Origin of the sequence: Streptomyces sp. NBC_00178 (assembly GCF_036206005.1) — a bacterium.
Lineage (GTDB): Bacteria > Actinomycetota > Actinomycetes > Streptomycetales > Streptomycetaceae > Streptomyces.
This window is the reverse complement of the sequence record NZ_CP108143.1, coordinates 3,146,942-3,161,286: the sequence shown is the minus strand read 5'-3', so window position 1 is coordinate 3,161,286 and position 14,345 is coordinate 3,146,942. Positions and strand designations below refer to the sequence as shown.

At 72.4% G+C, this 14,345-nt stretch carries 13 protein-coding genes; 9 read left to right on the top strand and 4 right to left on the bottom strand.

The window, feature by feature from the left end:
* Positions 1 to 79: 79 nt before the first annotated feature.
* Positions 80 to 292 carry a hypothetical protein gene (locus tag OHT61_RS13535; protein ID WP_329038192.1) on the top strand — a complete coding sequence of 71 codons (213 nt, stop codon included), beginning with the start codon at positions 80 to 82 and terminating at the stop codon, positions 290 to 292.
* 156 nt (positions 293 to 448) lie between these two features.
* Here OHT61_RS13535 and OHT61_RS13530 read toward each other — a convergent pair whose 3' ends face one another.
* Positions 449 to 3,946 (bottom strand): S41 family peptidase, encoded by a 3,498-nt coding sequence (locus OHT61_RS13530; protein ID WP_329038190.1) that lies wholly within the window; start codon positions 3,944 to 3,946, stop codon positions 449 to 451.
* 180 nt (positions 3,947 to 4,126) lie between these two features.
* Here OHT61_RS13530 and OHT61_RS13525 point away from each other — a divergent pair, with 180 nt between their 5' ends.
* Together OHT61_RS13525 and OHT61_RS13520 are read left to right on the top strand one after the other, a co-directional pair.
* A complete protein-coding gene (locus OHT61_RS13525) occupies positions 4,127 to 4,699 on the top strand; it encodes a TetR/AcrR family transcriptional regulator (protein WP_329038187.1) in 573 nt (190 codons plus the stop codon).
* A 119-nt stretch (positions 4,700 to 4,818) separates the two neighbouring features.
* Complete coding sequence (locus OHT61_RS13520) at positions 4,819 to 7,032, top strand: MMPL family transporter (protein WP_329038186.1); 2,214 nt, start codon at positions 4,819 to 4,821, stop codon at positions 7,030 to 7,032.
* Positions 7,033 to 7,201: 169 nt separating this feature from the next.
* Here the strand turns inward: OHT61_RS13520 and OHT61_RS13515 are convergent, their stop codons facing one another.
* Complete coding sequence (locus tag OHT61_RS13515; protein ID WP_329038185.1) at positions 7,202 to 7,576, bottom strand: SsgA family sporulation/cell division regulator; 375 nt, start codon at positions 7,574 to 7,576, stop codon at positions 7,202 to 7,204.
* Between the two features lie 177 nt (positions 7,577 to 7,753).
* Here OHT61_RS13515 and OHT61_RS13510 point away from each other — a divergent pair, with 177 nt between their 5' ends.
* From OHT61_RS13510 to OHT61_RS13485, 6 genes are all read left to right on the top strand, one after another.
* Complete coding sequence (locus OHT61_RS13510; protein WP_329038183.1) at positions 7,754 to 8,809, top strand: energy-coupling factor ABC transporter permease; 1,056 nt, start codon at positions 7,754 to 7,756, stop codon at positions 8,807 to 8,809.
* Between the two features lies 1 nt (position 8,810).
* Positions 8,811 to 9,572, top strand: a complete 762-nt coding sequence (gene cbiQ / locus OHT61_RS13505; RefSeq protein WP_329038181.1) for a cobalt ECF transporter T component CbiQ — start codon at positions 8,811 to 8,813, stop codon at positions 9,570 to 9,572.
* Positions 9,569 to 10,339, top strand: a complete 771-nt coding sequence (locus OHT61_RS13500) for an energy-coupling factor ABC transporter ATP-binding protein (protein ID WP_443049429.1) — start codon at positions 9,569 to 9,571, stop codon at positions 10,337 to 10,339. Before cbiQ ends, OHT61_RS13500 begins: the two co-directional genes overlap by 4 nt.
* 77 nt (positions 10,340 to 10,416) lie before the next feature.
* Positions 10,417 to 11,577, top strand: coding sequence for a serine hydrolase domain-containing protein (locus OHT61_RS13495; protein WP_329043241.1), 1,161 nt, complete (start codon positions 10,417 to 10,419; stop codon positions 11,575 to 11,577).
* A complete protein-coding gene (locus OHT61_RS13490; protein ID WP_329038177.1) occupies positions 11,574 to 12,362 on the top strand; it encodes an SDR family NAD(P)-dependent oxidoreductase in 789 nt (262 codons plus the stop codon). Before OHT61_RS13495 ends, OHT61_RS13490 begins: the two co-directional genes overlap by 4 nt.
* Before the next feature lie 40 nt (positions 12,363 to 12,402).
* The gene (locus tag OHT61_RS13485) at positions 12,403 to 12,903 is read left to right on the top strand and encodes a GNAT family N-acetyltransferase (RefSeq protein WP_329038175.1); all 501 of its coding nucleotides are present in this window, start codon (positions 12,403 to 12,405) and stop codon (positions 12,901 to 12,903) included.
* An 84-nt stretch (positions 12,904 to 12,987) separates the two neighbouring features.
* Here OHT61_RS13485 and OHT61_RS13480 read toward each other — a convergent pair whose 3' ends face one another.
* The gene (locus OHT61_RS13480; RefSeq protein ID WP_329038173.1) at positions 12,988 to 13,839 is read right to left on the bottom strand and encodes a DMT family transporter; all 852 of its coding nucleotides are present in this window, start codon (positions 13,837 to 13,839) and stop codon (positions 12,988 to 12,990) included.
* On the bottom strand, positions 13,836 to 14,345 hold the full coding sequence (locus OHT61_RS13475) for a YbaK/EbsC family protein (protein WP_329038171.1): 510 nt from the start codon (positions 14,343 to 14,345) through the stop codon (positions 13,836 to 13,838). The genes OHT61_RS13480 and OHT61_RS13475 overlap by 4 nt, the downstream gene beginning before the upstream one ends.

The window sequence follows — 14,345 nt, the reverse complement described above, 5'->3', positions numbered from 1 at the left end:
GCGATGAATGTCCGGGTGTGTAAGTCTGAGCGAGGCCCCACCGGGGTCAACCCCACGCACCCACATAGGAGTGAACAGCATGGGCATCGCAGACCAGTTCAAGGACAAGGCCCAGGAGCTCGCCGACCAGGCCAAGCAGCAGAAGGCCGGCGGCGGCAAGCGTGACGCGGCGCGCGAGCGCTCGTCCAACGCCCCGGGCCGCGCCGCGGATCAGGCGCAGGGCCGTCGGCCCGGCGACCGGAACCGGGCGCAGGATGCGACGGACCAGGCGCGTGAGCGTTCTGAGCGCTGACGGCCGACGCCGCTGAGCGTCTGCGGTTGGTAGGGGTGCACCCGGGTGCCGGGTGCACCCCTTCTCGTGCGTACGGGCCGGTTCCGTGGCCGCGGTGGAGCCGGTTCCGTGGCCGCGGTTCAGGCGGCCGGTTCCCGGGGCACCGGCCGGCCCGCGTCACCTCGGGGGGAGGGGCGGGCGGCGCAGGTCCGGGACGGACCCGTAGGTGGGCGGGGTGGCCGCCGGGTGTGCGGCCAGCAGGTCCAGCGCCACCCTGACCGCGTCGTCCAGCACCGCGTGGCGTCCCTCCGCCCAGTCCAGCGGGGTGCGCAGGGCCTCCAGGTCCGGCTCGACGCCGTAGTTCTCGACGGACCAGCCGTAGGTGTCGAACCAGGCCGCGTTCATCGGAACCGTGATCACCGTGCCGTCGCCGAGACGGTGGCGTCCGGTCATGCCGACCACGCCGCCCCAGGTGCGCTGACCGACCACCGGCCCCAGCTTCAGCAGGCGGAAGGCGGCCGTGATCATGTCCCCGTCGGAGGACGTCGCCTCGTCGGCGAGGGCGACGACCGGCCCGCGGGGGGCGTTGGACGCGTACGACACCGCCTGGGCGTTGCGGGTCAGGTCCCAGCCGAGGATCGTGCGGGTGAGCTTCTCCAGCACCAGCTCGCTGATGTTGCCGCCCGCGTTGCCCCGCACGTCCACGATCAGGGCGGGACGCGAGACCTCCAGCCGCAGGTCCCGGTTGAACTGGGCCCAGCCCGATCCACCCAGGTCGGGGATGTGCAGGTACCCGCACTTGCCGTGGCTCAGGTCCCGTACGACCTCGCGCCGCTTGGCCACCCAGTCCTGGTAGCGCAGGGGGCGTTCGTCGACGAGGGGGACGATCGCGATGCGGCGGGGCCGGCCCCCGCACTCGCCGTCCGGCGGGCGGAACGTCAGCTCCACCGTGGTGCCGCCCGCCGCCGTGAGCAGTGGGTACGGGCCGGCCACGGGGTCGACCGGCCGGCCGTCGACGTGCGTGAGGACGAAGCCCTCGCGGATGCCCGTGCCGGCGAGCGGTGAACGCGCCTTGGAGTCGGACGAGTCGCCGGGCAGGATCCGCAGCACCGTCCAGTCGCCGTCCCGGCACGCGAGGTTGGCGCCCAGCAGGCCGATCGCCCGCTGGTAGTGCGGGGGTCCCTCGTTGCGGCGGGCGGGCGAGACGTAGGCGTGCGAGGTGCCCAGCTCGCCCAGGACCTCGCGCAGCAGATCGGCGAACTCGTCGGGGGAGGAGACCCGTTCGAGCAGCGGCCGGTACTGGTCCAGCACGCCGTCCCAGTCGATGCCGCACATGTCCGGTTCCCAGAAGTAGGCCCGGGTGAGCCGCCCGGCCTCGCCGTAGGCCTGGCGCCACTCCGCCGCCGGGTCCACCTCGTGCAGGATGCGGCGCAGGTCGATGTAGACCGTCGAGTCGTTGTCCCCGGGTTCGTTGGACGGAACGGCCCGCAGCTCGCCGTCGTCCATGACGACCAGCCGTGACGCGTCACCGCTGATCGCGAACCAGTCGAGATGGCCCACGAGTTCGGTCCTGCGGGCCTTGGCGATGTTGAAGTGCTCCAGCGTCGGGCGGCCCGACATGTCGGCCGGGTTGGCGAAGGTCTCGCCGAGCGCGCCGGAGATCGGCCAGCGCAGCCAGACGAGGCCGCCGCCGCTCACGGCCTCCAGCGCGGAGTACTTCGACGCGGAGACGGGGAAGGGGGTCACCCGGCTCTCCAGGCCCTCGAACTCCACGGTGACCGTGGGCCCTTCGACCGCGCCCTCGGCGATGTCCACCGGGTCCAGGCCGCCGGCCGCGGGCCGGCCGTCGGGCAGCAGCGCGAAGGGCGAGGGGGTGGCCGAGGAGAGCGGGACCAGATAGGGGCGGCAGCCCAGCGGGAAGGACAGGTCGCCGGTGTGGACGTCGTACACCGGGTCGAATCCGCGCCAGGAGAGGAAGGCGAGGTACCGGCCGTCGCCGGTGAAGACCGGGTTCTCGTCCTCGAAGCGGCCGTTGGTGACGTCCACGATCACCGGGGCTCCGGGGCCGGTGATCCGCGCCAGTTTGATCTGCCGGAGCGAGCGGCCGACGCCGGGGTGCGACCAGGTCAGCCAGTTGCCGTCGGGGGAGAACGCCAGGTCGCGCACGGGTCCGTTCACGGACCGGATCAGCTCGGTGAGGTCTCCCTCGGCCTCCTCGGCCGGCGCCGGTTCCTCCGCTTCCCCGGGTTCCCGCGCCTCCCCGGCCGCCCCGGAGTCCTCGGCCTCCCGCACCTCATCGGCCGCCGCTGCCGCTCCTGCCGCCCCGCCCGATGCAAGCCTGAGACGGGGCCTGTCCTCCGGTTCGGCCGGGTCCGGGGGGCCGACCCCGGCGTCCAGGGAGTCGCCCCCCGTGTCCAGGGAGTCGTCCGCGGTGTCCAGCAGCAGGAGTCTGCCGTCGTTCGAGGCGATGGCCAGCCGCTCGCCCTCCGGGTCCGAGATGAGCTCCAGGACCCTGCCCAGGCGCCCAGCGGCGAGCCGTCGGTGCGGACGGTCGCCGGTCGCCCGGGGGAGCGAGGCGATCTCGACGGCGTCCTCTCCCTCGGCGTCGGTGACGTACGCGACCTGGCCGCTGCTGCCGAGCATCTCGGGCAGCCGGGCGCGTACCCCCGGGGTGTCCGTGATGGTGCGGGCCGGGCCGTCGCGGTGCGTGAGCCAGTACAGGCTGCCGCGCACGGAGACGGCGCTCGCCCGGCCCGTCTCGTCCACGGACAGCGCGTCGACGTGGGCGGCGGCGGGCACCTGGTAGGGCCGCCGCCCGGTGCGCGGCCCGCCGAGCCGGACCTCCAGCTTGCGCGGCCTCGCGTCCGGCGACTCCAGGTCGTCGACCAGCCACAGATCGCCCGCGCACTGGTAGACGACACGACGGCCGTCGCTGGACGCGTGCCGGGCGTAGAACGCGTCGTGGTCGGTGTGCCGGCGCAGGCCGGTGCCGTCCATCAGGCACGAGTACAGGTTGCCCACGCCCTCGTGGTCGGAGAGGAAGGCGATGCGGCGCCCGACGAACATGGGCGCCTCCAGATGTCCGCCGATGCCGGGCAGCAGCCGCTCGCCGTGCAGCCACAGCCGGCCCGTCGCGCCGCCCCGGTACCGCTTCCAGGCCGCCGGCTCGTGCGGGGGCTTGCCGGTGAGCAGCAGGGTGCGCCGCTCGCCGTCGACGTCGGCGACCGCGATGTCGGACACCGGCCCCCAGGGGAGTTTGCCGCCGGGGCTGCCGTCGGTGGGGACGCTGTAGGCCCACGAGAAGTACGAGAACGGCTGGCCGTGCGAGGACACCGCGAGGATCTGGCAGGAGTCGTCCCCGGGGTCGGGGCTCCAACCGCACACGCGCGCGTCGGTCGACCCCCAGTAGGTGAGTCTGCGGGCGGGCCCGCCGCCGACGGGCACGAGGTGGATCTCCGGATCGAGCGTGCGCCAGGTCGTGTAGGCGATACGGCTGCCGTCGGGCGAGAAACGGGGATGGCTGACCCTCGTCCGGTCGACGGTCAGTCGCCACGCCCGGCCCGGTCTCCGCCCCTCCGGGGCCAGAGGGGCGACCCAGAGATCGTCCTCCGCCGCGAAGCAGAGCATGTCCTCGTGGAGGTGCGGGAAGCGGAGATACGCGGCATCGTCACTCACCCTCCCATGCTTTCCGCGCGAGTGGCCCCCGGCAACTTGTGGTGCAGCGCACAAGCGAAACTGTTTCGTTTCGCTAGGAGGGGGGAGTATCTTCAAGGTGTACGAAACAGTTTCGTTCGCCTTGTTGATCATCGACTGACGTACGATCCAGCAGGCACACACAGGGGAGGAGGCCGTCACATGGCAGGCAGCAGGCTCACGCCGGAACGCGAGAGCGAGCTGTACACCGCCGTGCTCGACCTGCTCGGCGAGGTCGGCTACGAAGCCCTGACCATGGACGCCATCGCCTCCCGCACCCGTTCCAGCAAGGCCACCCTCTACCGCCAGTGGGGGAGCAAGCCCGAGCTGGTCGTCAAAGCCCTCCGCAACGACAAGCCGGTGCACCTCGCCGATGTCGACACCGGATCGCTGCGCGGTGACTTCCTCGCCGTGATGACGCGCACGGACGACTGCCAGATGGAGAAGAACTCCGCACTGCTGCGGGGTCTGAGCCATGCCATCCACAACAACCCCGATCTGTTCCAGGCGCTGCGGGAACTGCTGATCGAGCCGGAGATGACCGGTCTCGGGGCGCTGCTCCAGCGAGCCGTGGACAGAGGGGAAGTGCGTGCGGACAATCCGGCGCTTCCCTACGTGCCCCACATGATGATCGGCGCGTTCGCCGCTCGGGAGCTGGTCGACCACCAGCCCGTCGACCAGGCGTTCCTCACCGACTACGTCGAATCCGTGGTGTTCCCCGCCCTCGGCGTCTGACGTCCCCGCTCCTCCCGTACGGCCCTCTCCCCGACGCTCCACCTGACACGCCGCTCTCGTCGTCGGGCTGGTTCCTCACGCCCTTTTCCACTCAACGACCCGACCGGGAGTACACCCCCGTGGCCACATTCCTGTATAAACTAGGACGAATCGCCTTCCGGCGACGCCGTTACGTCGCACTGGTCTGGGTGGCGCTGCTGGCGCTTGCCGGTTTCGGCGCCGCCTCCGCGTCCACCGCCACCTCCAGCTCCTTCTCGATCCCCGGCACGGAGGCCCAGCGGGCGTTCGATCTACTGGAGAAACGTTTCCCCGGCGGCAGCGCCGACGGTGCGACCGCCCGTGTCGTCTTCAAGGCCCCCGAGGGCGAGAAGGTGACCGCGTCGGCCAACAAGGCCGAGATCAAGGAGATCGTCGGCGAACTGAAGTCCGGTTCGGACCAGATCGCCTCGGTCGCCGACCCCTTCGCCGCCAAGGCCGTGAGCCAGGACGGCTCCACCGCCTACATCTCCGTGTCCTACAAGGTCAGTTCGATGGAGCTGACCGACGGGACGCGGGAGGCGCTGGAGGACGCGGGCGAGGCCGCGCAGAGCGGCGGGATGACCGTGGAGATCGGCGGTGACGCGCTCCAGGTGATGCCGGAGACCGGCGCCACCGAGATCATCGGCGTCGCCATCGCCGCCGTGGTGCTGGTGATCACCTTCGGTTCGCTGATCGCTGCGGGGCTGCCGCTGCTCACCGCGCTCATCGGCGTCGGGATCGGCGTCTCGCTCATCACCGCCCTGGCGAACGTGCTCGACCTGGGCTCCACCACCTCCACGCTCGCCATGATGATCGGCCTCGCGGTCGGCATCGACTACGCGCTCTTCATCGTCTCCCGCTACCGCGCCGAACTGGCCGAGGGACGGGAGCGGGAGGAGGCCGCCGGGCGGGCCGTGGGCACCGCCGGGTCCGCCGTGGTCTTCGCCGGTCTGACGGTCGTCATCGCCCTGGTCGGCCTGGCCGTCGTCAACATCCCGATGCTGTCGAAGATGGGCTTCGCCGCGGCCGGCACCGTCGCGATCGCCGTACTCATCGCGCTGACGCTCGTCCCGGCGCTGCTGGGCTTCGCGGGCAAGCGGGTCATGGGACGCAGGGCGCGCAGGGCCGCCGAGGCGGAGAACAAGCCCGAGGCGAAGCCGAACATGGGCACCCGCTGGGCGCGGTTCGTGCTGCGCCGGCCGGTGTGGGTGCTGCTGGTGGGTGTCATCGGCCTCGGTGCCGTCGCCCTGCCGGCCACCTCGCTGGAGATGGGTCTGCCGGACGACGGCTCGCAGCCGAAGAGCACCACGCAGCGCCAGGCGTACGACATGCTGTCGGACGGCTTCGGTCCGGGCTTCAACGGTCCGCTGCTGGTCGTGGTGGACACGAAGGGCGCCTCGGACGGCAGGACCGCCGTCGACCGGGTCTCCCAGGAGATCGAAGGCATCGGCCACGTCGCCGCCGTCACCCCGGCCACCTTCAACAAGGCCGGTGACGCCGCCACCATCACGGTCATCCCGAAGGACCGGCCGAGCTCCACGGAGACCGAGGACCTCGTCCACGCCATCCGTGACGCGGGCGATGGGATCAAGGACGACACGGGTGCCGAGGTGCTGGTCACCGGCGCCACCGCGATGAACATCGACTTCTCCGAGAAGATGAACGCCGCCCTGCTGCCCTACCTGGCGCTCGTCGTCGGACTGGCCTTCCTGCTCCTGATGGTGGTCTTCCGCTCGCTGCTCGTCCCGCTGAAGGCGGCTCTGGGCTTCCTGCTCTCGGTCGTCGCGGCGCTGGGCGCGGTCGTCGCGGTCTTCCAGTGGGGCTGGTTCGGCTCGCTCCTCGGCGTCGAGCAGACCGGTCCGATCATGAGCATGATGCCGATCTTCATGGTCGGCGTGGTCTTCGGACTGGCGATGGACTACGAGGTCTTCCTGGTCACGCGCATGCGCGAGGCGTACGTCCACGGCGAGTCGCCGGGCCAGGCGATCGTGACGGGCTTCCGTCACGGGGCCAGGGTCGTCACCGCCGCGGCAGTGATCATGATGGCGGTCTTCGCCGGCTTCATCGGCTCCAGTGAGTCGATGATCAAGATGATCGGCTTCTCGCTCGCCATCGCCGTCTTCTTCGACGCCTTCGTGGTCAGGATGGCCATCGTGCCCGCGGTGCTCGCCCTGCTCGGCAGGCGCGCCTGGTGGCTGCCGCGCTGGTTGGACCGGATCCTGCCCAACGTCGACGTGGAGGGCGAGGGTCTGCGCAAGGACGTCTCCGGCGGCCCGTCCGAGGGCGGCGGGCAGCGGGAGCTGGTGGGCGTCTGACGGGCGGGCCGGGCCTCGAGGGGCCGGGCCTCACGGACCCCGGGGTCCGCGTCCGAGCGGAACGCGGGCCCCGGTGCGCCGGTCACCTGTGGGGACGGGTGACCGGAGCGACAGAGAGCCCCCGTGCACGCGGCGCGGGGGCTCTCGTCGTGCGCGGACGCGGACGAGGTCAGGCGCGGGCGCGGGTGGCGGCGGGGGCGGCCGTCTTGCGCGTCCCGGTGGTGCGGGCGCGGGTGCGGGCCAGGAAGCGGATCAGCGGGGCGTTGTCGAGCTGGAAGACGGCGACGCCGTCGGCCGAGTGCAGCTCCAGGACCAGCTGGGCCCGGCCGCACGGCCAGGTGCGGACGTCCCCGCGGGTGACGGGGGCGCGCAGCCCGCGTTCCAGGAGATCGATGCCGAAGGTCCAGTCGACGCCGCCGGGGAGGCGCACCCGGACGTGCTTCGGGTCGTCGGAGTCGTAGCGCAGGTCGAGCGGGACCGGCCGCGGGTCGGGGCCGTCCGTGATGAGCCGGGCACGTATGTGTTGCTGGATCACGAGGGACATGGGCCGGCTCCTCCTGTGTGAAGATCTCTCTCCCTAATGTCCCATATTTTCCCATTTGGGCATTTCGGGAGTGGATGAGTTGTCGTCCCTGCGCTCTTGCGAACACTTTGCAACAGGGCCCTATCATTGAGCGGTTCCCGACCCCGCCCGATGTCACGCCCGAAGCGGAGCCACTCCATGCATGTACCCGACGGATTCATCAACGCACCCGTCTCCGCCGTCGCGGGCGTCGTCGCCGCGGGTGCGGTCGCCGTCAGTCTCCGCGGCGCCCGTCGTGAACTCGGGGGAGAGCGCACGGCCCCGCTCGCCGGACTCGTCGCCGCGTTCATCTTCGCCGTGCAGATGCTGAACTTCCCGGTCGCCGCCGGGACCAGTGGACACCTCCTCGGGGGAGCGCTCGCCGCGATCCTGGTCGGCCCCTACACAGGGGTGCTCTGCATAGCCGTCGTCCTGCTCATGCAGGGCGTCCTCTTCGCCGACGGCGGGCTCACCGCGCTCGGCGTCAACATCACGGTGATGGGTGTCGTCACCACCGTCGTGGCCTACGCCCTCTTCCGCGGGCTGACCCGCGTGCTGCCCCGCACCCGGCGCTCGACGACCACCGCCTCCTTCGTCGCCGCGCTGGTCTCGGTGCCCGCCGCGGCCGTCGTCTTCACCCTGATCTACGCGATCGGAGGCACCACCGACGTGCCCGTGAGCAAGGTCCTGACGGCCATGGTCGGCGTCCACGTCCTGATCGGCATCGGTGAGGCGGTGATCACCGCTCTGACCGTCGGCGCCGTGCTCGCCGTCCGCCCCGACCTGGTGCACGGGGCCCGCGGCCTCTCGGCCCCGCTGAAGCTCCGGGTCGACGGCGAACTCGTCGACGCCCCGGCCGCCGCCCCCGTGCCCGCCCCCGCCACCCGGTCGACGCGCAAGGTCTGGGCCGCCGGGCTGGCCGCCGCGCTCGTCCTCGCCGGTTTCGTCTCCTTCTACGCCTCCGCCAGCCCCGACGGCCTGGAGAAGGTCGCCGCCGACAAGGGCATCGACCGGAAGGTCCAGGAGCACGACGCCGCCGGCTCCCCGCTCGCCGACTACGGCGTCAAGGACGTCGGCAACGCCCGGATCTCCGGAGGTCTCGCCGGAGTGATCGGCGTCGGCGTCACCGTCGCCGTAGGCAGCGGGGTGTTCTGGGCGGTACGCCGTCGCAGCACGCCCGACGCGCCCGTGGCCCGCACCGCCGAGTCCGTCTGACATGGGAGCCGGGCACGCGCACAAGCTCTACCGGCACGGTCACTCGCCCGTGCACGGTCTCCCCCCGCACTGCAAGCTCGCCGCGGTCGTCGGCTTCGTCGTGGTCGTCGTATCGACGCCGCGCGAGGCCGTCTGGGCCTTCGCGCTCTACGCCGCGCTGCTCGCCGCCGTCGCCGCGGTGGCCCGGATCCCCGCGGGCTTCCTGCTGCGGCGGCTGGTCATCGAGGTGCCGTTCGTGGCGTTCGCGCTGCTCATGCCCTTCGTCGTACCCGGCGAGCAGGCCGAACTCCTCGGCGTCTCCGTCAGCGTGCCCGGACTCTGGGGCGCCTGGAACGTCCTCGCGAAGGGCACCCTGGGCGTCGCCGCCTCGGTGATCCTGGCCTCCACCACCGAACTGCGCGCCCTGCTGCTCGGCCTCCAGCGGCTGCGGCTGCCCCCCATGCTCGTCCAGATCGCGTCCTTCATGATCCGGTACGGCGACGTCATCACCGACGAGCTGCGCCGGATGTCGATCGCCCGGCGCTCCCGCGGCTTCGAGGCGCGAGGGGTACGCCACTGGGGTGTCCTCGCCAAGACCGCGGGCGCCCTGTTCATCAGGTCGTACGAGCGGGGCGAGCGCGTCCACCTCGCGATGGTCAGCCGCGGCTACACCGGCAGCATGCCCGTCATCGACGAGGTGACCGCCTCCCGGGCCCAGTGGGCGCACGCGGCGGCACTCCCCCTGCTCGCCCTCGTCGTGTGTCTGCTGGGATGGACCGTATGAGCCCGACCACCACGCCCGCCCCGTCCCTCGAGGTCAGCGGCCTCGCCTACGCCTACCCGGACGGCCACCAGGCCCTGTTCGGCGTCGACCTGACCGTCGCACGCGGCGAGCGCGTCGCGCTGCTCGGCCCCAACGGCGCGGGCAAGACCACCCTCGTCCTCCACCTCAACGGCATCCTCGACGCGGGCGCCGGAACCGTCCGGGTCGCCGGGATGCCCGTGGAGAAGAAGAACCTGGCGGAGATCAGGCGCCGCGTCGGCATCGTCTTCCAGGACCCCGACGACCAGCTGTTCATGCCGACCGTGCGCGAGGACGTCGCCTTCGGTCCGGCAGCGGCCGGGCTGCGCGGACCCGAGCTGGAGGACCGGGTCATGACCGCCCTGAAGCGGGTCGGCATGGAGGACTTCGCGGCACGGCCCCCGCACCACCTCTCCTTCGGCCAGCGCCGCCGGGTCGCGGTCGCCACCGTGCTGGCGATGGAGCCGGAGATCCTCGTCCTGGACGAGCCGTCCTCCAACCTGGACCCCGCCTCCCGGCGTGAACTCGCCGACATCCTGCGCGCCCTGGACGTCACCGTCCTCATGGTCACCCACGACCTGCCGTACGCCCTCGAACTCTGCCCCCGGGCCGTGATCCTCAGCGACGGGGTGATCACCGCCGACGACCGCACGCAGGACCTGCTGGGCGACGACGCGCTCATGCGACGGCACCGGCTGGAGCTGCCCTTCGGCTTCGACCCGCGTTCCGTGTCCGTTCCGCATGCGTGAACAGAGGGTGACCCGCCCCCCACGCCACCTGCGGCGGGATGCACCATGGGGGGATGAGCGGGAGCGCGGGAGCAGGCGTGGACGTACGGGGCACTGTGGCGCCGGGATTCGAGGCGGTACGGGACGCTTTCGTCCGTAACTTCGAGCAGCGCGGGGAGCGGGGAGCGGCCGTCGCCGTCTACCGCCACGGCCGCAAGGTCGTCGACCTGTGGGCCGGCACGAGGGATGTGGACGGCAACGAACCCTGGGCCGTGGACACCGTCCAGATCGTCCGCTCGGCGGGCAAGGGTGTCGCCGCCGCCGTACCGCTGATGCTGCACCAGCGCGGCCAGGTGGACCTGGACGCCCCCGTCGGCACCTACTGGCCCGAGTTCAAGGCGAAGGGCAAGGAACGCGTCCTCGTACGCCATCTCCTCGCCCACCGCGCCGGGCTCGCCGCGCTCGACGTGACGCTGACACCCGCGCAGGCGGCCGACCAGGCGTCCGGGCCGCGCGCCGTCGCAGCACAGGAGCCCTTCTGGGAGCCCGGCGCCGACCACGGCTACCACGCGCAGACGTTCAGCTGGCTCGTCGCCGAACTGGTCCGCAGGGTCACCGGGCGCACCATCGGACGCTGGGTCGCCGAGGAGATCGCCCGCCCGCTCGGCCTCGACTTCTGGTTCGGACTCCCCGCGGACGAGGCACACCGGATCGGGCGCATCGGCCCCGTCGAGGCCCCGCCCGCGGAAGGCGGCGGAACCCTGCGCGTACGCCCCAAACGCTCGGTCGTCGACGCCTACGCCGATCCCTCCTCGCTCACCCGCCGCGCCTTCGGGGCGATCGACCCCTTCCCCGACGAGAACGACCCCGCCTACCGCGCGGCCGAACTCCCCGCCTCCAACGGCGTCGCCACCGCGCGCGGCCTCGCCCGCTGCTACGCCGCGATGATCGGCGAGGTCGACGGACAGCGGCTGTTCGCCCCCGCCACCCTCACCCTGGCCCGTACCGAGGAGTCGGCCGGACCCGACCGGGTGCTCGTCGTCAGCACCCGCTTCGGACTCGGCTACATGCTCCACGGCCCGGCCGCACCGCTCCTGGGCCCCGGCTCGTTCGGCCACCCCGGCCGCGGCGGTTCGCTCGGCTTCGCCGATCCCGAATCGGGCATCGCGCTGGGATATGTGACGAACGGTCTGCAGAAGGGAGTCACCGCCGACCCCCGTGCCCAGGCCCTGGTCAGGGCAGTACGGTCGGCGCTATGACACCACCACGCTTCCACGGGTACGCCGCTCTCCTCACCGGCGCGGGACAGGGCATCGGAGCCGCCACCGCACGCCGGCTCGCCTCCGAGGGCGCGGCCGTCCTGGTCACCGACCTGGACGCGGACCGCGCCGCACGCACGGCGGACGGGATACGCGAGGCGGGCGGCACCGCCGAATCCCTGGCCTGCGACGTCGGCGACCGCACGGCGGTCGAGGCCGCCGTCGCGCACGCGGTCGCCGCCTTCGGCCGGCTCGACGTCCTGGTCAACAACGCCTACGCCAACCACGACGACGCCGCGCTCTTCGAGGACGAGGACGACGCGTCCTGGAACCACACCCTCGACATCACCCTCAGCGGCCCCTACCGCTGCTCCCGTGCGGCGCTGCCGCACCTGGTCTCGTCCGGCCGCGGGGCGATCGTCACCATCGGCTCCGTCAACGGCGAGCAGGACTTCGGCGGTCACGCCTACAGCGCGGCCAAGGCGGGCCTGGCGAGCCTGACCCGCACCCTCGCGGGCCACGCGGGACCGCGGGGCGTCCGCGTCAACCTCGTCGCGCCGGGGACGGTCCGTACCGACGCCTGGGCGGGCCGCGACGCCGAACTGAAGCGGGCCTCCGCGCTCTACCCGCTCGGACGGATCGGCGAGCCGGACGACATCGCGTCCGCCGTCGCCTTCCTCGCCTCCCGGGACGCGGCGTGGATCACCGGAACGACGCTCCGCGTCGACGGCGGCCTCCTCGGCGTCAACACGGGCTTCCGCAAGGCGATGACGGGCGAGGAGTAAACCGCTGGCGGCGGGGCGGCCCGCGCCTTACTCTCCCGGGATGATCGACCACGGCTTCACCGACCGGACCGGACGGGGCGTCACCCTGCGCGAGGTGACCGACGGCAACTGGCGCGCGGTCGCCGACGTCGCCCCGCTCGACACCCAGAGGGACTTCGCCCCCGCCCTCGCCGCCCGCTACCTGCTCCTCAGCTCACGCGAGGACACCTGGCACTCCTTCGCCGTGTACGCCGGTGAACTCGCGCTGGGCCACGTCATGTGGGCGCGGGACGAGGACGGCTCGTACTGGATCGGCGGCGTGCTGGTCGACGGCCCCGAGCAGGGCACGGGCATCGGATGCGCCGCCGCGCGCACGCTCGCCGCGTGGCTGGCGGGCCGGGACGGCTGCGAGGTCATCCGGCTGTCGTACGACCCGGCCAACACGGCTGCGGCGGCGCTCTGGACGTCGCTCGGCTACCTGCCGACGGACGCCGTCGAGGACGACGAGGTGGTCGTGGAACTGGCCGCCTCTGCTGCCGTGTCCGCCGCCGCATCCGGGTGACGGGTGACGGGTGACGGGTGACGGGTGACGGATGCCGGGGGAGGGCCGGGGCGGAGCGAGGCACAGGCCCCGGTGAGGCCGGGGTCAACTCGTGTGGAGCATCAGCCCGATGCCGACCACCATCAGTCCGGCCGCCGCGATCCGGGGGCCGCCGAACTTCTCCTTGAAGAACAGCGTCCCTATCGCGGCACCCACGATGATCGAGGACTCGCGGAGCGCGGCGATCGGGGCGAGCGGTGCCTTCGTCTGCGCCCACAGGACGAGCCCGTACGCGGCGACCGAGAGCGCCGCGCCCAGCAGTCCGCGCGCCACGAACGGCCGCAGGCTCGGCAGGAGTTCGCTCCGCCGGCGCAGAGCGGCGTACACCGGGATGGCCACGCCCTCGGCGATCATGAGCCAGCCGATGTAGCCGATCGGTGTCCCCGACGCGCGCACCCCGACCCCGTCGACCGTCGTGTAGCCCGCGATGGCCAGACCGGTGGCGAGGGCCGCAAGGACGGCGGGCCAGTGGGGGCGGCTGCCGGATCCGCGGATCCCCCACAGCGCCAGCCCCACGAGCCCCGCCGAGGCCACCGCCACGCCCGCCGTCGCCCAGCCGTCGGGACGTTCGCCGACGAACACGGCCGCGAGCACCGTCACGACCAGCGGGGCAGTGCCCCGGGCGATCGGGTACATCTGGCCGAAGTCGCCCAGGGTGAACGAGCGCATCAGCAGCAGCATGTACGCCACGTGCAGACCGGCGGAGACGAGCAGGTACGGCCAGGCGGCTGCGGCGGGCAGCGGTGCGAAGCAGACCAGCACGGCCCCGATCAGCGCGCCGCCGCCGGAGATCAGGGTGAAGGAGAGCAACTGGTCGCGTATGGCATGGGCGATGGCGTTCCAGCTCGCGTGCGTGATCGCGGCGGCCAGCACCGCCGCCGCCACCCAGGGGGTCACGCGGTCCGCTCGCGCACGTCCACCAGGGAGCCGCCCGCCAGTTCGACCAGGGTGGCGGGGTCGAGCCGGAAGACGGTGTGCGGGGTGCCCGCCGCCGCCCACACCGCCGGGTGGCCCAGCAGCCCCCGGTCGGCCAGCACGCGGGTCTTCGTGCGGTGGCCGAAGGGCGGTACGCCGCCGATCGCGTAGCCGGTGGTCTCCCGGACGAGGGCGGCGCGGGCCCGCTCGACCTTTCCGGCCCCCAGCTCGGCCCGCACGAGCTCCACGTCCACCCGCGAGGAGCCGTCCATCAGCACCAGGACGGGAACGCCGTCCGCCTCGAAGATCAGGGACTTGACGATCTGGCTGAGCTCGCAGCCCACGGCGTCGGCGGCCTCGGCCGCGGTGCGCGTGGCTTCGGGGAAGCGGCGCACCTCCACGTCGAGGCCGAGTTCCCGCAGGGCATCGGCGAACAGGGGGTGGGCGAGGGTCGAGGTGGTCGCCGGGGTCGGGTCGGGAGTGCTCAT